Consider the following 17,895-nt stretch of genomic DNA (forward strand, 5'->3'; position numbering starts at 1 on the left):
GATCAGGAAGCAGGTGAGGCCATGAACTTCGATTTCTCCGACGACCAGAAGCAGTTGCGGGACCAGGCGCGGAAATTCCTCGCCGAGAAGTGTCCGCCCAAGGCGGTGCGCGTCGTGCTCGATGGCAAGGAGCCGTATGACCGAGCGCTGTGGAAAGGCTTCGCCGAGATGGGCTTCCTCGGCGTCGCCATTCCTGAGGAGTACGGCGGCGCGGGCGCCGGTCATCTCGAGCTCTGCGTGATCGCCGAAGAGGTCGGCCGCGCGCTGGCGCCGGTGCCGTTCTCGTCGACCGTGTATCTTGCCGCGGAGGCCCTGATGCTGGCCGGCAGCGATGCGCAGAAGCAGGCCTGGCTGCCGAAGATCGCCAATGGCGAGGCGATCGGCACCTTGGCGTTGTTCGAGGGCACCGGCAATCCGTCGCCCAAAGCGATCAAGTGTGAGGCCGCCAACGGCGTGCTCAACGGCACCAAGAAGCCGGTCGCCGACGGCGCCATCGCCGATCTCATCATCGTTGCCGCGCGTACCGGCTCGACCGGCCGCGACGGCGACATCTCGCTGTTCCTGGTCGACCCCAAGGCGGGCGGCGTCGAAGCCAAGGCGCTGACCAATCTCGATCCGACGCGCGGCCAGGCCGAGCTCACCTTCAAGAACTGCAAGGCGGAGCCGCTCGGCGCCGCCGGCGAGGGTTGGAGCATCATCACCCAGGTGCTCGATCGCGCCGCGGTGCTGACGGCGTTCGAGCAGGTTGGCGGCTCCGACCGCGCGCTGGAGATGGGCCGCGACTACGCGCTCGACCGGATCGCCTTTGGCCGTCCGATCGGCTCGTTCCAGGCGGTCAAGCACATGCTGGCCGACATGTACGTCTCGGCGACCTTGGCGCGCTCCAACTCCTATTATGGCGCCTGGGCGCTCTCGACTAATGCGCCGGAATTGCCGGAGGCCGCGGCCTCAGCGCGCATCAGCGCGACGCAAGCCTTTCAACACTGCGCCAAGAACAACATCCAGGTCCATGGCGGCATGGGCTTCACCTGGGAGTTCGACTGTCACATGTACTACCGACGCGCCAACGCGCTCGCGCTCGGCCTCGGCAGCCTCTCTTACTGGGAAGACCAACTGATCGACCGCATGCGCAAGCGCAATGCGGCGTGACCCAAGCCCGTCATTCCGGGGCGCTCGCGCGCGACAAAATGACCATGCCATTTTGCGCGGAGTGAGCGAACCCGGAATCTCGAGATGACTCACCTCTGGATTCCGGATCGACCCGCGTTGCGGGTCGTCCGGAATGACGATCTGAAAGGAATTCTCATGAACTTCGATGACACTCCGCAGGAGGCCGCGTTTCGCGCCGAGGCGCGCGCGTGGATCGCCGCCAATGCGCCGAAGCAGTACGAGGACGAACTGCGCGCGTCCTCGCTTGGCCGCACCGCGCTGAAGAACGCCAGCATTCTCGACGTCGCCAAGGCCTGGCAGAAGAAGAAGGCCGAGGCCGGCTGGGCCTGCTTGCACTGGCCAAAGGAATATGGCGGTCGCGGGTCCTCACCCATCGAGCGCGTGATCTGGCAGCAGGAGGAGGGGCCCTACGGCAAGCTGTCCGGCATGTTCATCATCGGCCACGGCATGTGCGGCCCGACGATGATGGCCTATGCCTCCGAGCAGCATAAGAGAGAGTATCTGCCGCCGCTGGCCTCGGGCGAGAAGGTGTGGTGCCAGCTGTTCTCCGAGCCGGCCGGCGGCTCCGACGTCGCCGGCCTGCGCACCCGCGCCGAGAAGCGCGGCGACAACTGGGTGATCAACGGCCAGAAGATCTGGACCTCGGGCGCGCATTATTCCGACTACGGCATCCTGCTGACGCGTACCGATCCGACGGTGCCGAAGCACAAGGGCCTCACCATGTTCTTCCTGGACATGAAGAGCCCGGGTGTCGAGGTCCGGCCGATCAAGCAGGCGAGCGGGCACTCGGATTTCAACGAGGTCTATTTCACTGACGTCGTGATCCCGGACTCGCAGCGTCTCGGCGCGGTCAATGACGGCTGGAACGTCGCGCTCACCACCTTGATGAACGAACGCATGTCGATCGGCGCCGGCGTCGCCACCGGCTTCCCGGAGCTGTTCGACTTCTGCTCCAACCTGATGCTGGACGATCGTCCCGCGATCGAGGACCGCAACGTGCGCTCGAAGCTCGCGAGTTGGGCGGTGAAGGCGAGCGGGCTGAAATACACCAGCATCCGCGCCATCTCGGCGCTGTCGAAGGGCGAGCGGCCGGGACCTGAGAACTCGATCGGTAAACTGGTCGCAGGACCGATGATCCAGGACGTCGCGACCTACGCGCTCGACCTGCAGGGCGCCGCCGGCGTGCTCAGCGGTCCCGAGGCCGAGCTCGCCGGAAAATTCCAGGCGATGCTGCTGCGCGCGCCCGGCACCCGCGTCGAAGGCGGCACCGACGAGATCATGCGCAACATCATCGCGGAGCGCGTGCTGGGTCTTCCTGGCGACATCCGTGTCGACAAGGACCTGCCGTTCAACCAGGTCCCGACCAAGGGACGAAGCTAACAAGTGCAGTCGTAGGGCGGGTTAGCGCAGCGTAACCCGCCGCTAGCTCGTACAACGCTGATCAAGTGGCGGGTTACGCCTTCGGCCAACCCCCGCCCTACGCATATCAAGTGAGGGTCAGGCATGAACTTTGACGACACCCCGCAGGAAGCCGCTTTTCGCGACACCGCGCGCGCTTGGATCGCGGCCAACGCGCCGAGGGAGCTGGAGGAGGAGCTCGCGAGCTCCTCGCTCGGCCGCATCCGGCTCAAGCACGCCGACATCGTCGAGGTCGGCAAGGCCTGGCAGAAGAAGAAATCCGATGCCGGCTGGGCCTGCCTGCACTGGCCGAAGGAGTATGGCGGCCGCGGCGCGACGCCGATCGAGCGCGTGATCTGGCAGCAGGAGGAGGGCGTCTATGGCAAGCTGACGCAGCCGTTCCAGATCGGCGAGGGCATGTGCGGCCCGACCGTGATGGCCTATGGCAGCGAAGAGCATAAGCGGCGCTATCTGCCGAAGCTCGCTTCCGGCGAGGAGATCTGGTGCCAGCTGTTCTCCGAGCCCGCCGGCGGCTCCGATGTTGCTGGCCTGCGCACCCGCGCCGAGAAGCGCGGCGACGACTGGCTCATCAACGGCCAGAAGATCTGGACGTCGGGCGCGCACTACTCGGATTACGGCCTGCTGATCACGCGCACCGATCCCAATGTGCCCAAGCACAAGGGCCTGACGATGTTCTTCCTGGACATGAAGAGCCCGGGCGTCGAGGTCCGCCCGATCAAGCAGGCCAACGGCATGCAGGAGTTCAACGAGGTCTATTTCACCGACGTCGTGATCCCGGACTCGCAGCGCCTTGGCGCGGTCGGCGACGGCTGGAACGTGTCGCTGACCACCTTGATGAACGAGCGCATGTCGATCGGCGCGCGGCTCGCCACCGGCTTCCCGGAGATGTTCGAGTTCTGCGCCAATCTGATGACCGAGAGCGGACTCGCCATCGACGATCGCGCCACGCGCTCGAAACTGGCGTCGTGGGCGGTCAAGGCCAGCGGGCTGAAATACACGAGCTACCGCGCGATCTCGGCGCTGTCCAAGGGCGAGCGGCCGGGACCGGAGAACTCGATCGGCAAGCTGGTCGCCGGCGTCATGCTGCAGGATATCGCAACCTACGCGATGGATCTCGAAGGCGGCGCTGGCGTGCTGACCGGCGCGGACGAGACGGTGACGCAGGGCCAGTTTCAGCAGATGCTGCTGACCTCGCCCTCGATGCGCATCGCCGGCGGCACCGACGAGATCTTGCGCAACATCATCGCCGAGCGCGTGCTCGGTCTGCCCGGTGACATCCGGGTCGACAAGGACGTGCCGTTCAACAAGGTGCCGACCAAGGGGCGCAGCTGATCCGACGGCATCACGACGGCCGTCTTCCGGGGGCGGTCGCTGTGGCGACCGGTCCGGAAAGACGGGGGTGGAGGGCGAGCACAAAGCGAGCGTCGCCGGTCGAACTGTACGGAAGGTTGTCATGTCATCTGCGGCGCCAAAGTCAGAGCAGGATCCCATCACCATTCTCGAAGAGCTGATGGCCGCGCGCTTCTCCTGCCGCAGGTTCCGGCCCGAGCCCGTGCCGCGCGCGACCATCGAGCGCATCCTGACGGCGGCGCAAAAAACTGCGTCCTGGTGCAACAGCCAGCCGTGGCGTGTCGAGATCACCTCTGGTGCGGCGACCGAGGCTTTCCGGAAGGTGATGTATGCGGCCGCCTCCAGCGGCAAGGCGGCGTCGGGCGACTTTCCTTTCCCGCGCGAATACACCGGCGTCTATCTGGAACGGCGGCGCGAGAGCGGTTTCCAGCTCTACAACGCGCTCGACATCCCGCGCGGCGACAAGGCGGGTTATGCCCGGCAGGCGCTGGAGAACTACAATTTCTTCGGCGCGCCGCATGTGGCGGTCATCCACAGCGACGAGGCGCTCGGCACCTATGGCGCGATTGATTGCGGCGGCTACGTCACGAGCTTCATGCTGGCGGCGCAGGCGCTCGGCATTGCCACCGTGCCGCAGGCGGCGCTCGCGTTTCACTCCGACGTGGTGCGGCAGCACTTCGGGCTTGGCGCCGACCGCAAGGTGGTCTGCGGCATCTCGTTCGGTTGTCCCGATCTCGGTGACAAGGCCAACTCCTACCGCACCAACCGCGCCACGGTCGCCGAAACGGTCCGCTTTCACGACGAATGACTTCCCGTCCGTAGGTCGTACGCGCGTATTTGTTGCCGGCGGAGTTCCGTTATCCGGGACTCCGGAGGGGGCGAGATGCCCCACGAGTCCATTTTTTGTAAACCGAGTTTGCTGAACAGGGAGCAGCTGCGGCGGCGGCGCCATGATTTTGCCGAGGTGTCGTCCACGTTCGGCGAGCGCGTTTCGGCAACGATGCTCGTGCTCTCCTGTCCGACCTTCACATCGAAAGGCGCCCTGAAATCAACAGTTTGTGTCTGCGATGCACCAGTCGAGACGCGCCGCTGCAGGGACCGGACGTGTTGCGAGAGTCGGTGCAGGAGCGCTAATGGCTGCTGTTGGTCGAATTGGGCGCGCACTTTTCCTTCAGCTCGTGGGCTTCAAGCAATGATATTGACAAAATTCTCTCTAACATTTTGAGTTGCATCGCCCGAGCGTCAACGATGCAAAATTGCAGACGCTCGATGATCTTCTCGATTGAAGGTTCAGTCACGGCTCAAAACCTGAAGTGTCAGCGATGGATTCCATGAACACGCCGTCCAACCTTTATGCCCTCGAGGTGGACGAGGCGACGCTCCTTGGTCACCGCCTCTTGAAGGCTTTCCATAAGCTCAGGCTGAAGCGGCACAGGGAACAGATCATTGCGCTGGCTGAGCGGCTGGTGGAAGATGAAGAAAGATATCCGGCAGGGCCTGGCGGCTGACGTCTTCGAGCCCCTGCCACGTGAGGGTTGGCCGCGTCAGGCCGATCTGCTCGCAGAGTGACTTCCATGTCGTTTCATCGCAGTCGACGAGCACGGCCATCACCGACATCCCGTCCATCATGTGAGGTACGCCGAGCGGCCGCGCCTTCCAGCCGCACTTCTCGAACCGCGGCAGCCACCAGGTTTCGAGCACGATCGAAAAGCCGGTCAACCCGATCGAGATGCCGTACTCCATGATTGCGGTGAGCAGCAGCATGTCGATCCGCGGGCCGGCATGCTCGCCGCGGCGCTCCGGGATCACGAAGATGCGCGACAGTTCGTAGACGTCGGGGCGCTGGATCGGGCCGCGCAGATTCAGATACGGGAAGATGTCGCTCATCAGCGTCGGCAACTGCGTCGGCACCGCGCGCATCGAGCCGATCAACTGGCCGTTGTCGATGCAGAACAGATAGACCGAATCCTCGGTGTCGAACTGATCGATCTCGCGCCCGTCGGGACGATCGAGTGCCATCCACTTGCGTTGCTTGACGTAGATCTCGTGGCGCAGCCGGTAATACGGATCGAAATATTTCTCGTACAGAGCGCGATTATCTTTTCGAACGACATGAATCTCAGGCATCGAAACCCCCGGTCGTCTGAATCAAATTGGGGTTTGCAGATTGCCGATGCGCTCGAATTGATCCAGTGGGAGAAACGACAGATCAGATCGAGATCTCGCCGTTGACAAGAGCGGTCGCAACCGTCGCCGTCTTGTTCTTGGTTGCTAGCTTGCGCTGTGCTTCTTCCAGATGCCACCGGACGTTGCGTTCGGAGACACCGAGGATGCGCGCCGTCTCCCACGCGGTCTTGCCGCGCGCCGCCCAGCCCAGCACCTCGGCCTCGATTCGCGACAGGCGTCGGCTCTGGTTGCTCGCGGCGGAGCGCGCCAGTGCGCGAAGCCTGCTGTGCGTGAAGATGCTGATCAGGTGCAGCGCGCCCCGCGCATCGGGAGCGAGATTCGGATTTTCGCCTGCAATGCTGACGGCGCCCACGGCATCGTCGTAGTGGATGGGAACGCAGAAGCCTTCGTTCAATCGGAAGTCCTTCGCGCGCGTCATCACCTCGTGCGCGCCGGGCTCGTCCTCGCGGTCATAGGGAGCCTCCGACCACGCAAATGGATTCAATGTCGAGATGCAGTGCCGCGGAATCGGATCGCAGCGGTGAAACTGCTCGCGCGCATACATGTCGAACCATTCCCGCGGCCAGCCGTTGGCGAGAATGGTTTGCTGCAGCGATTGGCCCGAGGTCGGCACGCCGGCCATGATGTAGGCGTGAAAGCCCAGGTTGCTGATCATCTTCTCGAACTGGGAGAGCACGCTCGCGCTGGTCTTCGACGCTTCGATCGCATCGACGTACTCCAGAGCTCGTCGTCCCCAATACGCGTCCATCACTTGCATGTGAAAGTCTCCGCCCGTGGTTCAAGCTAGCCACGGACAAAAGGCTGTCAACCGCAAATTGGAGATTCAGGTCGATAGTTCGTTGAGCGTGTGTCAGAACACCGGCTGGATACAGACGTTTGCATGCAAAATTTATCAGTTCGGGGCGCGGCTGCGCTCAGAATTTCGGCGTTCTCTTCTCTGCAAACGATTTCATGCCTTCCTGGATTTCGGCGCCGCTCATGCTGTCCCGATGCCTGCGACGAGCCGCCGCATCGTCGAGGGCTCCGCGTGCAAACTCGTTGATGGCGCGCTTCATGCCGCGCATGGCCTGCGGGGCGTTGCCGGCCAGAATGGCCGCCAGCCGGTCGACCTCCGCGTCGAGCGCATCGGGCGTCGCCACGCCGGTGAGATAGCCGATGCGCAGCATCTCGGCCGCGTCGATCTTCTCCGCCGTCAGGAACAGACGCTTGGCATTGTCGATACCAAGGCGGGACACGTAGCGCTTGATGCCATTCGGGTAGTAGTGCAGCCCGAGCCGCGCTGCCGGCATGAACATCTCGCTGGTATCGACCCCGATCCGGAAATCGCAGGCCAGCGCCAGATCGGTCGAGCCGCCATAGACCCCGCCGTTGAGCCGGCAGATCGTCGGCAGCGCGAGGTCCTCCAGCCGGTCGACGACCTCCTCGAATGCCGGGCTGGAAGCCTCGGCCGTATCCGCCGGCGTTGCGCCGATGGCGCCAAGGTCGAAGCCGGCGCTGAACGCCCGCCCGGTGCCGGTCAGGACCAGCACGCGCAAGGCGGCGTTGGCCTCGACCCGGTCGAACAGCGCCAGCAGCTCGCCGAGATCCTCCGGCTGGAGCCGGTTGAGATGCTGCGGACGATTGAGCCGAATGGTGGCGCGTGCGCCGTCGATGGTCAGGAGCGGCATGCTCGGCGCGTCATCGGCCTGGGTGGTCCGTCCTGTCGTCATGTCCTGTTCTCCATGGTTCGGCGCCTGGCCTCGGCATCGATGCTCTGCGCCAGATCGGGGTGGCGTGCCATCAGCACGCGGAAATCGACGAGGTCGAGGACCAGCAGCTTCGACAGTCCGGTCGTGCTGATGTCGGCCGAACGCAGGTTGTTCCCGAGCAGCGCCATCTCGCCGAAGAACGCGCCCTCGCCGAGCCGGACCTTCTTGCCGGGAAGGTCGACCTCGACCTCGCCGGCGGCGATGAAATACATGCAGTCCCCCGGCTCGCCCTTGCGGATTGCGGTGGCGCGCGGCGGCAGGTCGATGGTGCGCAGCATCTGCGCAACGTCGGCGATCGTGGCGGGCCCGAGGCTGGCGAAGAACGGTACCCTGCTGACCGATTCCCAGGTCTTCAGAAAGTTGTCGCGCCGGGTTTCCGCGGCGAAGCCGGTCGCCAGGATGCCGGTCCATAGGCCGAACACGCCGAGGCCGGAGATCATCACCGTGGCGGCGACCACCCGCCCGAGCGGCGTGATCGGCACCACGTCGCCATAGCCCGTGGTGGTGAGGGTCACGACGGCCCACCATAGCGCGGAGGGGATGGTGCCGAAGGTGGCCGGCTGCTCGTCGTGTTCGAGCGCGTATTCGGCGACCGATCCGAGAAACAGCACCAGCAGGAACAGCACCAGCACCGACAGCAGCGGGCGTGCTTCGACCACGAGCACCCGGCGGAGCTGGCGCAGGCCAGGCACGCCGGGGATCACCTTGAGCACCCAGATGACCGCCAGCAGCCACGCGGTGCGTGACTCCATGCCCGAGACCAGCGCAACCGGCACGGCGAGGGCGGAGAGCGTGTCCAGCAGTCCCCGGCCCGACATCAGGTAGGCGGCGGCGCGATGCGCCCGCACCGCCTGCTGAACCCGAGCGGCCCATTCGACGACGAAAAAGACAAGGCATCCCCACAGCAGGGCGATGATCCAGCGCCCCCCGGCCTCGTAGGCGGGGTCCATCGTCAACAACACCATGGCGCTCATGCCGAGCGCCACGGCCACATAGGCCGCTCTGGTCATGTTGCGTCCGGTCAGCGCGGTGACGAATGCCGCCAGGGCAGGGTGCTGCGGTTTGGTCATTGCGGGCGGGCGTCAGTCGCTGATCTCAGAGCCGCAGGAGATCGCGGCGGCGTCAAGGTGCCCCGATCGGGGGAATCCCGTCAACGATGCGGGTGGATCGGTTTTGCAGCGTCATCCGGCAGGTCCAGCCGTTCTACGTCGAGCGGGGAATTTTTCCGTACCGGCTCAAATACCGGTTCAAACGTCGTCTGTTCGCCGTATATCAGAGGTCGGCATGGACACGCTAAATTAGGCAAAAGGAGGCTCGGAACCGAGCGTCCGCCCTCCTGCGTCCCAAGAGTCTGGTTGATCCCGATGGATACCTCACACCTGGTCGAACATGCGGGCGCCGCCGGCAGCCTCTTCGCCTCGATCTTCGTGGTCGCCACGCTGTCGATGCGGACGATGATTCCGCTGCGGGTATTCGCCATCCTCACCAATATCGTCCTGATCGCGACCGCGGTGCCGATGCACAACTACCCGGTCCTGATCCTGCACGGGGTGCTGCTGCCGCTCAACAGCTACCGGCTCCACCAGATGCTGCAGCTGGTCCGCGACGTGAAGCAGTCGGTCAACAGCGACCTCTCCATGGAATGGCTGAAGCCGTTCATGACCGAGCGCAAATGCGGTCCAGGCGAGGTGCTGTTCTACAAGGACGAGAAGGCCGACAGCATGTACTACATCGTCAGTGGCCGCTTCCGCCTGGTCGAATCCGGTATCGAGCTGCCGGTCGGTGCGATCGTCGGCGAGTTCGGCATGATCTCGCCGTCCAATACGCGCACGCAGACGCTGGAATGCGTCGAGGGCGGTCTGATCCTGTCGGTCTCCTACGACCAGGTCGAGCAGCTCTACGTCCAGAACCCCGCCTTCGCCTTCTACTTCCTGCGCCTCGCCAGCGCCCGGCTGTTCCAGAACATCGAAACGCTCGAGCGGCGGCTGGCGCAACAGACCACCGCGCCGGCGCCCGTCGCCAAGCCGGCGTGATCCGGGGAGCCTGAAGCCCAGTGGAAAGCGTCCGGTCCTCGCTGCGATATCTGTTCGCCGACGTCATCGGCGTCGACGATGGCGAGCCGCCTTTTCTGCCTCAGGGCCTTCCTGACGCCGCCGTGCCGGCGGTGAGCGATGGCATCCATCTGCTGATGGAGTATCAGGGCGCGAGCTACGCGCAGCTCTATGTCGATCGCATCAAGCGGTTCGTGCGCAGATCGAACGTCGATGCCGGCATGCTGTCTCAGATCGCGCAGCTGCTGGCCGCCCGCATGGCCTACGAGGATCCGATCCGGATCGCCCAGCTCAGATTGATCAGCCTCGACATGGGGAAGCGCCCGGAGGGACGCGAGAGCGACGACGTCAGGAGGTTCCGCCTCGACGAGCTGATCGGTGCGCTGCCGCAAGCCGTGGCGGAATCGTTGCTGGCAGCCTTCGAGCAGATCGGCTGGTTAGGTCGGCGCCGGGTCAAGGTCCGCTTTTCGGTCCGATCGCGGTTGGCCATTCGCCGCCTCAAGCTGATGGCCGGCCTGCGGCGCTGGCGGCTGCAGTCGGTGCGCTATGGCGAGGAGCGCGCCTGGGCCGAGCGATGGCTGCACATGATCGCGCGCGCGCTGGACAAGCAGCCTGCGGCGGCGCCCGCCGTGATCGCGACGGCGACCATGATCCAGGGGCAGGGCGACGGCTACCGGCAGGGTCTCGCTGATTGGCATGCCATCATCGATGGCCTGGCCAAGCCCACCTTCGATGGCGTCCTGCCGATCTCGGATCTCGCCTCCGCCATCGCCGAGGCGCGCGCCGTTGCGCTGGCAGAGCCGGGACAGGGGGCGCTGAAGCGGACCATCGCGCAGATCCGGGCGAGGGCGCTCTCAGTGCCGAAAACCAACGCCGCGGAATGACGCCGCCGCAGCGACGGTTGCCGCCGGATGCGCCGCGGCGTGGGTAACCTTACCCCCGGCGGGATTGCCGCGAAGGGTAGCAAGGTGCGATTTGAAGTTCCCTTTCGCGTGCAATTCGCTACCGGAGATGTCATAAGCGTCGCATACGCGTCGAATTGGCCGGGTATTCTCATCAGATTGCGCTGAACGCCTCCAGTTCCCCGTGCGTCCAAGGGTTGGTTCCAAGGGTTAGTCGTAGCGAGAGCGTCAGCTTTGTCTTTTCCCTCTTTGTCGTCGCAGGTTCCGGTTGGTGCGCTGGTCGGCTGGATGCTGCTGCTGACCTTCAAGCACATCATTGGCGACTTCGTGCTGCAGAACGCCTGGATGGCCTATGGCAAGGACCAGCGGAAGGGCTGGGCGCTGCCGCTGTTGGTGCACTGCCTGATCCATCTCGCCGTCGCCATGGTCCTGATCTTGATCGTCGCGCCGAGATTCTGGTTCGTCGCCGTGATCGACTTCGCCATTCACATCACGATCGATCGCATCAAGGGCATCTGCTCGTCGCGGTTCGGCATGAATACCGAGCACCCCTGGTTCTGGACCCTGATCGGCGTCGACCAGGCGCTGCATCACCTCACCGGATTCGGCCTCTCGATCTTCATGGCCGCAAACGGCTGAGCGTTCGGCCACGGTGCGTCACGGCGAAGCCGCACCGACCGCGGCAGTCCCGTGTCAAGCCGGGGGTGGGACGACCGTTCGGTTTGGTTAACCGGTCATTAGCGATTCGCGCTGCATCGTCGCGTCATGGCAATCAAACCGATGCTTCAAAGCCGCGATGCGTTCGACAGCGATTCGTGCCCGGTCGGCGACGAGCTTCTCGGTGAGCTCTACCGTGCCGACGCCAACGGGCTGCCCGCGCTGGTCGAGAGCGTCTCCGCCGATGTGAGGGCCATGCTGGCGCTGTTCTGTTACCGGCGCACGCATCTTCACCCGCTGGCGCTTGCGATTGCATCCACCTGCAGCGAGCAGGTCCTGTCGCAGTTCGGCGGCCGGGTCGGATCGGCGCTGTATGCGCAGTCCCGCGGCGGTCGGGCGGGTCCGGCCGGCGCGACCTCGAGCCGCAAGCCGATCTCGCTGTCGACCAAGCCACTGTCGGTGATGAAGCCGTTCGAGGACGATCTCGACGACAGCCCCGAGCCGGTCACGGCCTGACTCCCCGTCTTCCTTGCCTTTGCTCAGGCGAGCACGGGCAGCCCGAACTTGCGCCGGGCCATCGCGCATTCGGCGTCACCCGGCATGCAAATGCGGCACACCTCGGGACGGATCGCGTAGATCCGGCACGCCACGGCGCGCGCGATCTCGCCATCGAGCGCACAGCAGCGGTTGCCGTCGCAGCGCATGCCCGACAGCCGCTCGTTGACCAGCTCGGCCGGGATCAGGTCGAGCGCGGCATCCTCCTCGATCGTGAAGCGCGGCCAGTTCGACGAATAGGCGCAGCACGCGCCGCAGCTCTGACAGGGGCTGCTGTCAGTTTCGCCAGACATCGGTTTAGACATCCTTGGGAACCTCCCACACCAGGCTGCGCCGCCATTTGGCGCGCAGCGCCTCGCGCCTTTCGGGATATTTATCGTCGAGATAATCCGCCTCGACGACACGGTCGGTCCTGAAGCTGCGGAAGTCGCGGCGCAGCTCGCACCAGGCGGCGAGGATGCGCACCGCGTCATGATAGCCGATCGCGATCGGCCAGATCACGCGCTCGCTGTCGCGGCCCTGCTCGTCGCGATAGCGCAGCCTGATCTTGCGTCCCTCGTGGATCTGCGAGCGCGTGCGCGACATGTCGATGCGGTCCGGCTCGCGCATCCACGGCCGCGGCGCGCGGCTCGCCGGTTCCAGCACGAATGGCCGCAGCCGCTCCGGCACGGTGTCGGCGATCTTGGCCATCAGGTCCTCCGCCGCGCGCGCCAGCACCGGGTCGGCGTTGACCGCGACCCATTGCGCGCCAAGCACCGCCGCCTCGATCTCGTCCGGCGTCAGCATCAGGGGGGGCAGATCGAAACCTTTCTCCAGGATGTAGCCCATGCCGGCCTCGCCGCGAATCGGCACGCGCTGGCCGATCAGGGTGGCGATGTCGCGATAGATCGTGCGCTTCGAGGTCTCGAGCTCGGCCGCGATCGCATCCGCCGTCAATGGGCGGCGCGTGCGTCTCAGCACCTGGATGATCTGGAATAGCCGGTCGGCGCGTCTCATGGTGTGTCCTGCATGGGCGAGCACCCCCGCCGATGCTGACAGGATGCTGGCAGCAGCCTGTCCTTATACCGGGCCAACAACGAGATTGAAGGGGTGATGTCGATGATGATGTTTTATGGCCTTGGCCTTGCCACCACGCTACTGCCGCTGCTGACACCATGGTGGCAGCAGCATGCTCGTAGCGTCCGGCGTCTGCTCAGGAAGTCGGGAGTGCTGTCATGATCACATTGTTCGGTTTGGGCGCGGGCTTCGGCCTGCCGGAGATCAGCCCCTTCGTCACCAAGACGGAGGTGCAATTGAAGATGGCGGGCCTCGCTTTTCGGAAGCAGCGGGCGATGCCGCCGGCATCGCCGAAGGGGCAGCTGCCCTTCATCGACGACAGCGGCGAGCTGATCGCCGATTCGACCTTCATCCGCGCCCATGTCGAGCGCAAATATGGCTTCGACTTCGATCATGGGCTCGACGTGCGCGCGCGGGCGCAGGCCTGGGGGTTCGAGCGTATGATCGAGCATCACCTGTATTTCGCGCTGGTCGGGGCGCGCTGGGTCGATCCGGTCAACTTCGCCAAGGGGCCGGCCCACTTCTTCGACGGCGTGCCGGCCGACAAGCGCGAGAAGCTGCGCGAGGACGCGCAGTTTCGCGTCGCCGAGAACTATCTGATCTCCGGGCTCGGCCGCCACGCGCCGGACGAGGACGTCGATCTCGCCGCACGCTCGCTGCGCGCGCTGTCGGTGCAGCTCGGCGACCGGCCCTATCTGATGGGCGATCGTCCTTGCGGCACCGACGCGACGGCGTTCGCCGTCGTCGCCGGCATCCTCACGCCGTTCTTCGAGTCCGAGCTACGCCGCCGCACCGAAAGCTTCGGCAATCTGGTCGCCTATGCCGAGCGCATGATGGCGCAATATTTTCCGGAGTTCGAATGGGGCAGGGCGGCCGAGGCGGCGTGAGCTGATCAGTCGAGTCCCACTCACCGTCATTCCGGGTTCAATCGCCAGTGCGCCGCTGCGCACTGGCGACTGCCCCGGAATGACTAACAAGCCAAAGGCGCGGCCCGCAGCGCGCAGGACCTAGGCGGAGGGCTTGCTCTCGCCCTTCAACCGCGCCAGTTCGGCCTCGAGCTCCGCGATGCGAGCATCGCGAACGGCCAGCGCTTCCGCGACGTCGGCCGCGTCGAACTTCTGCGGGATGTGCTGCGGGCAGTTGGTGTCCCACGCGCTGATCGTGAACAGGATGACGTGCTCGGGCCGCGCCTTGTAGCCTCTCGGCATCAGCGAGGCCGTCAGCGCGGCATCATCCTCCACCACCCGCGCCGTCCCCCAGATCTTCACCCGGCGGCGATGCGCGTAGTCCATGATGAAGATGTAGGCGTGCGGGTTCTCCGACAGATTGCCCTGGGTGATATATTGCCGGTTGCCGCTGAAGTCGGCGAAGGCCAGCGTGTGGCTGTCGAGCGCCTTGAGAAAGCCCTTCGGTCCGCCGCGGTGCTGGATATAGGGCTGACCCTCGGCCGAGGCGGTCGCGAGATAGAAGCTCGTGGCCTCGGCGAGGCGGCCGGCGAGATCGGCGTCGACCTCGTGGCGAAAGCCGCGGCTCTGCTCCACATGCGCGTAGCTCTCGCGCGACCCCTTGCGCGCCTGGATCGCCTTGACGGCGGGGGAGAACATGACGTCGCCGGGTGCCTGGATGGTTGTCTGGGTCATCGCAATGACTCCTTGTCGCTGCGGCAGTGACTGCCGCCGTGGAGCCAATATGGTCCCAATCCTCTTCGGAAATAATCTGGCCAGTTGACATTGGATCGTTGCAGATGCTGCAATAATCCCATGGACCGCATCGATGGCATGCAGGCTTTCGTCACCGTCGCCGAGCTGAACGGCTTCGCACCGGCGGCGCGCCGGCTCAAGCTGTCGCCATCGGCGGTCACCCGTTTGGTCGCCGCGCTCGAATCGCATCTTGGCGTCCGCCTGCTGCAGCGGACGACGCGCTCGGTGACGCTGACCGATTCCGGACGACGCTATCTCGACCGCGCCAGCCGCATCCTGGCCGATCTGGCGGAGGCGGAGCGCGCCGCGGAGAGCGAGCGCCTGCAGCCGGTGGGGCGGCTGGTGGTCTCGGCGCCCGTCGGCTTCGGCCGGCTCCATGTCGGTCCGGTCATGGCCGCGTATCTGAGCCGCTATGCCGAGGTCGCGGCCGAGCTGCGCCTCGAGGACCGCCAGATCAATCTGGTGGAGGACGGCGTCGATTGTGCCGTTCGTATCGGCCATCTCGGCGATTCGTCGCTCGTGGCCCGCCAGGTCGGCAGCATGCGCCGGATCGTGGTCGGAGCTCCCGCCTACTTCAAGGTCCATGGTGAGCCGCGGACGCCCGAGGCGCTGACGAAGCACCAGACCATCCAGTTCGGTCCGTCCGACGAATGGCGCTTTGTCAAGGACGGCAGGGAACTGCGGATGGCGGTCAGCCCGCGGCTCGTCACCAACAATGCCGACGCCGCGATCCAGTATGCCGAGGCGGGCGGCGGCGTGACACGGGTGATGGCCTATCAGGCGGCGGACACGCTGCGCGGCGGCCGTCTCAAGCGGGTGCTGGCGAAATACGAGCCTCCGCCGCTCCCGATCCACATCGTGTTTCCGAGCTCCCGCCTGCTCTCCGCCAAAGTGCGCGCCTTCATCGACCTGATCACCGCAACCTGCGACTGGCGTTTCGACTGAAAGCGACTACGACGCCACACCCCGTCATTCCGGGGCAAGGCCGAAGGCCTTGAACCCGGAATGACGAGTGGATGCGATTGCGCCGACCTTGGTGCGATACTGGTCTTGATGCGAAAGAACGGCGGTTTCGATCACCCCTTCTTCGGCACCACCCGGAAGGTCGCGTTTGCACGCGCGATCACGGCGTCGTCGGCCAGCACCAGGCTCTGGACGAAGCAGACGGTGCGTCCGCTCTTGATGACGTCGCTCTCGACGCTGAGCCACTGTCCGGTCCCGGCGCTGCCGATGTAGTCCACCGCGAGGTTGATCGTCACCAGCGACGCCTTCCAGCCAAGCGCCTGGGCGCAGCTATAGCCCATCGCATTGTCGGCCAGCGATGCGATCAGCCCGCCATGGATCAGCCCGCGCGAATTGGTGTGCGGCGTGGCGAGCCGCAGGCCGAGGATGACGGCCTTGTCGGTTTTCTTGGCGTAGAGCGGCTCCCAGGGATCGGTGAACGGGCTCTTGCGGAAATGCGGTTCGAATCCGGCGGGGACGCTGCTCATGAGTGTCTCGATCGTTGCTGGCGATGTCCGCAGTCAACGACATCAGCGCGGATTTTGCACCGCCTACAAAGTTTCAAACGTCTTTTGCGCGGGCGTTTGACACGTTGCGCATCGGATGCACGCGGATGGGTCGCGCGCGATGTCGCCGGGCGTCCGGTGCGGCCCTGCGGCAATTTCGTGGTGCGATGCTCCCGCCGTGCAATTTCGGGTGCAGGCGAGATCCTTAACGTGTTAATGAAATGGCCACGGGCCTGCAACTTTCGTCTGCCAGACTTGCGCTGGCGGGCGCGCTAGGCTCCGCTTGGCGCGTGCACTGGTGGCCAACCTGCTGCCGCGCTTGCAATGATGCTTATATGCTATAACAATGAAGCAAAGGGCCCTCGAAGGCCCACTGATGGAGGAGACGATCCCGATGAGGAAGACGCTTCTGGCGTTGGCTCTGGCCGCCGGTGTGACCCCCGCGCTCGCGCAGGACAAGACATTCGAATTGAAGATCTCGCACTGGGTGCCGGCGAGCCATCCGCTGCAGAAGGCGCTGGAGGATTGGGCCGCGTCGGTCGAAAAGGCCTCGGGCGGCACCATCAAGGGCAAGGTGTTCCCGGCCCAGCAGCTCGGCAAGGCGTTCGACCATTATGACATGGCGCGCGACGGCATCGCCGATGTCACTTATGTGAATCCCGGCTATCAGCCTGGCCGTTTCCCGATCATCGGCGCCGGCGAGTTGCCGTTCCTGATTTCCGACGCCAAGGGCGGCTCGGAAGGTTTGGACGCGTGGTATCGCAAATATGCCGAGAAGGAGATGAAGGACGTCAAGTACTGCCTCGCCTTCGTCCACACGCCGTCGGCCTTCCACACCCGCACCAAGAAGGTCGTCGTGCCTGAGGACGTCAAGGGCATGAAGATCCGCCCGGCCGATGCGACGATCGCCAATTTCGTCACCCTGCTCGGCGGGACCAATGTGCAGTCGTCGGCGCCGGAAGTGCGCGACATCATCGAGCGCGGCGTCGCCGACGGCGTCACCTTTCCGGCGGGCTCGCTGGTGCTGTTCGGAGTCGACAAGGTCACGAAGTACCACATGGATGCGCCGTTCTACGTGACGACCTTCGTGTTCGTCATGAACAAGGACAAGTACAACCAGATGTCGGCGATGCAGAAGAAGGCGATCGACGACAATTGCAACACGGAGGCCGCCGGCAAGGTCGGCGAGCCCTGGGGCAAGTTTGAGGATGCCGGCGTCGACAAGATCAAGGCCGAGTCCGGCCAGGAGGTCTACAAGCTGACGCCGGAGCAGACCGCGTTGTGGAAAAAGGCCTCCGAGCCGCTGTTCAAGACCTGGGCCGATGGCGTCAAGAAGACCGGCGTCGATGCCGAGGCCGCCATGACCGAGCTGAAGGCCTCGCTCGCCAAGTACAAGGCGCTGGCACAGTAGCTTCTTTTCATACCCAAGCTCTTGCGCGGCGGACGGTGCGCTCCCTCTCCCCGTTCCTTACGGGGAGAGGGTTGGGGTGAGGGGCAGCCGCACGCACCGACCGTGCGGAGAGCCCCTCACCCGGATTGCATCTACGATGCAATCCGGCCTCTCCCCGGGAGCGGGGAGAGGCTAAGAACCG

General features: G+C 64.9%; 19 protein-coding genes. 11 read left to right on the forward strand and 8 right to left on the reverse strand.

Translation table 11 applies throughout. The features are described 5' to 3' along the window. Positions 1-21: 21 nt before the first annotated feature. The 4 genes from QX041_RS28495 to QX041_RS28510 all read left to right on the forward strand — a co-directional run bounded on the left by QX041_RS28495 (position 22) and on the right by QX041_RS28510 (position 4,747). Positions 22-1,149, forward strand: a complete 1,128-nt coding sequence (locus QX041_RS28495; RefSeq protein WP_315825934.1) for an acyl-CoA dehydrogenase family protein — start codon at positions 22-24, stop codon at positions 1,147-1,149. Positions 1,150-1,305: 156 nt separating this feature from the next. Beyond that, positions 1,306-2,550: an acyl-CoA dehydrogenase gene (locus tag QX041_RS28500; RefSeq protein ID WP_316167345.1), complete on the forward strand. Its 1,245-nt coding sequence runs from the start codon at positions 1,306-1,308 to the stop codon at positions 2,548-2,550. Positions 2,551-2,673: 123 nt separating this feature from the next. Then, a complete protein-coding gene (locus QX041_RS28505) occupies positions 2,674-3,921 on the forward strand; it encodes an acyl-CoA dehydrogenase (protein ID WP_316167346.1) in 1,248 nt (415 codons plus the stop codon). 178 nt (positions 3,922-4,099) lie between these two features. After that, positions 4,100-4,747 (forward strand): nitroreductase, encoded by a 648-nt coding sequence (locus QX041_RS28510; RefSeq protein WP_316167399.1) that lies wholly within the window; start codon positions 4,100-4,102, stop codon positions 4,745-4,747. Positions 4,748-5,382: 635 nt separating this feature from the next. On the opposite strand, the gene QX041_RS28515 is transcribed toward QX041_RS28510, so the two are convergent. The 4 genes from QX041_RS28515 to QX041_RS28530 form a co-directional block, all read right to left on the reverse strand. After that, positions 5,383-6,066: an acyl-homoserine-lactone synthase gene (locus QX041_RS28515; protein WP_315713741.1), complete on the reverse strand. Its 684-nt coding sequence runs from the start codon at positions 6,064-6,066 to the stop codon at positions 5,383-5,385. Between the two features lie 82 nt (positions 6,067-6,148). Then, positions 6,149-6,883 carry a LuxR family transcriptional regulator gene (locus tag QX041_RS28520; RefSeq protein ID WP_315713742.1) on the reverse strand — a complete coding sequence of 245 codons (735 nt, stop codon included), beginning with the start codon at positions 6,881-6,883 and terminating at the stop codon, positions 6,149-6,151. Positions 6,884-7,040: 157 nt separating this feature from the next. Then, entirely contained in the window at positions 7,041-7,835 is a 795-nt protein-coding gene (locus QX041_RS28525; protein ID WP_316167348.1) for an enoyl-CoA hydratase/isomerase family protein, read from the reverse strand. Further along, positions 7,832-8,944 (reverse strand): cyclic nucleotide-gated ion channel, encoded by a 1,113-nt coding sequence (locus QX041_RS28530; protein WP_316167351.1) that lies wholly within the window; start codon positions 8,942-8,944, stop codon positions 7,832-7,834. The genes QX041_RS28525 and QX041_RS28530 overlap by 4 nt, the downstream gene beginning before the upstream one ends. A gap of 294 nt (positions 8,945-9,238) precedes the next feature. On the opposite strand from QX041_RS28530, the gene QX041_RS28535 reads away from it, so the two are divergent. The 4 genes from QX041_RS28535 (at position 9,239) to QX041_RS28550 (ending at position 12,000) form a co-directional block, all read left to right on the forward strand. Beyond that, positions 9,239-9,907, forward strand: a complete 669-nt coding sequence (locus QX041_RS28535; protein ID WP_315713745.1) for a cyclic nucleotide-binding domain-containing protein — start codon at positions 9,239-9,241, stop codon at positions 9,905-9,907. 20 nt (positions 9,908-9,927) lie between these two features. Beyond that, positions 9,928-10,809 (forward strand): DUF6537 domain-containing protein, encoded by an 882-nt coding sequence (locus tag QX041_RS28540; protein WP_315713746.1) that lies wholly within the window; start codon positions 9,928-9,930, stop codon positions 10,807-10,809. A gap of 306 nt (positions 10,810-11,115) precedes the next feature. Next, the gene (locus QX041_RS28545; protein ID WP_315714361.1) at positions 11,116-11,466 is read left to right on the forward strand and encodes a DUF3307 domain-containing protein; all 351 of its coding nucleotides are present in this window, start codon (positions 11,116-11,118) and stop codon (positions 11,464-11,466) included. Positions 11,467-11,607: 141 nt separating this feature from the next. Further along, on the forward strand, positions 11,608-12,000 hold the full coding sequence (locus tag QX041_RS28550) for a hypothetical protein (RefSeq protein ID WP_315714362.1): 393 nt from the start codon (positions 11,608-11,610) through the stop codon (positions 11,998-12,000). Between the two features lie 23 nt (positions 12,001-12,023). Here QX041_RS28550 and QX041_RS28555 read toward each other — a convergent pair whose 3' ends face one another. After that, complete coding sequence (locus QX041_RS28555; RefSeq protein ID WP_410051897.1) at positions 12,024-12,332, reverse strand: YkgJ family cysteine cluster protein; 309 nt, start codon at positions 12,330-12,332, stop codon at positions 12,024-12,026. 4 nt (positions 12,333-12,336) lie between these two features. Continuing rightward, positions 12,337-13,035: a YafY family protein gene (locus QX041_RS28560; RefSeq protein ID WP_315713748.1), complete on the reverse strand. Its 699-nt coding sequence runs from the start codon at positions 13,033-13,035 to the stop codon at positions 12,337-12,339. A gap of 218 nt (positions 13,036-13,253) precedes the next feature. Between QX041_RS28560 and QX041_RS28565 the strand changes: the two genes are divergently transcribed. Continuing rightward, positions 13,254-13,982, forward strand: coding sequence for a glutathione S-transferase family protein (locus QX041_RS28565; RefSeq protein WP_315713749.1), 729 nt, complete (start codon positions 13,254-13,256; stop codon positions 13,980-13,982). Positions 13,983-14,102: 120 nt separating this feature from the next. On the opposite strand, the gene QX041_RS28570 is transcribed toward QX041_RS28565, so the two are convergent. Further along, entirely contained in the window at positions 14,103-14,735 is a 633-nt protein-coding gene (locus QX041_RS28570; RefSeq protein WP_316167354.1) for a pyridoxamine 5'-phosphate oxidase family protein, read from the reverse strand. A gap of 120 nt (positions 14,736-14,855) precedes the next feature. Between QX041_RS28570 and QX041_RS28575 the strand changes: the two genes are divergently transcribed. Beyond that, positions 14,856-15,740 (forward strand): LysR family transcriptional regulator, encoded by an 885-nt coding sequence (locus QX041_RS28575; RefSeq protein WP_316167356.1) that lies wholly within the window; start codon positions 14,856-14,858, stop codon positions 15,738-15,740. Between the two features lie 131 nt (positions 15,741-15,871). Here the strand turns inward: QX041_RS28575 and QX041_RS28580 are convergent, their stop codons facing one another. Next, positions 15,872-16,285: a PaaI family thioesterase gene (locus QX041_RS28580; protein WP_315713752.1), complete on the reverse strand. Its 414-nt coding sequence runs from the start codon at positions 16,283-16,285 to the stop codon at positions 15,872-15,874. 412 nt (positions 16,286-16,697) lie between these two features. Here QX041_RS28580 and QX041_RS28585 point away from each other — a divergent pair, with 412 nt between their 5' ends. Beyond that, the gene (locus QX041_RS28585) at positions 16,698-17,714 is read left to right on the forward strand and encodes a TRAP transporter substrate-binding protein (protein ID WP_315713753.1); all 1,017 of its coding nucleotides are present in this window, start codon (positions 16,698-16,700) and stop codon (positions 17,712-17,714) included. Positions 17,715-17,895: the final 181 nt, after the last annotated feature.

Source organism: Bradyrhizobium sp. SZCCHNRI2009 (assembly GCF_032485115.1).
Classification (GTDB): domain Bacteria; phylum Pseudomonadota; class Alphaproteobacteria; order Rhizobiales; family Xanthobacteraceae; genus Bradyrhizobium.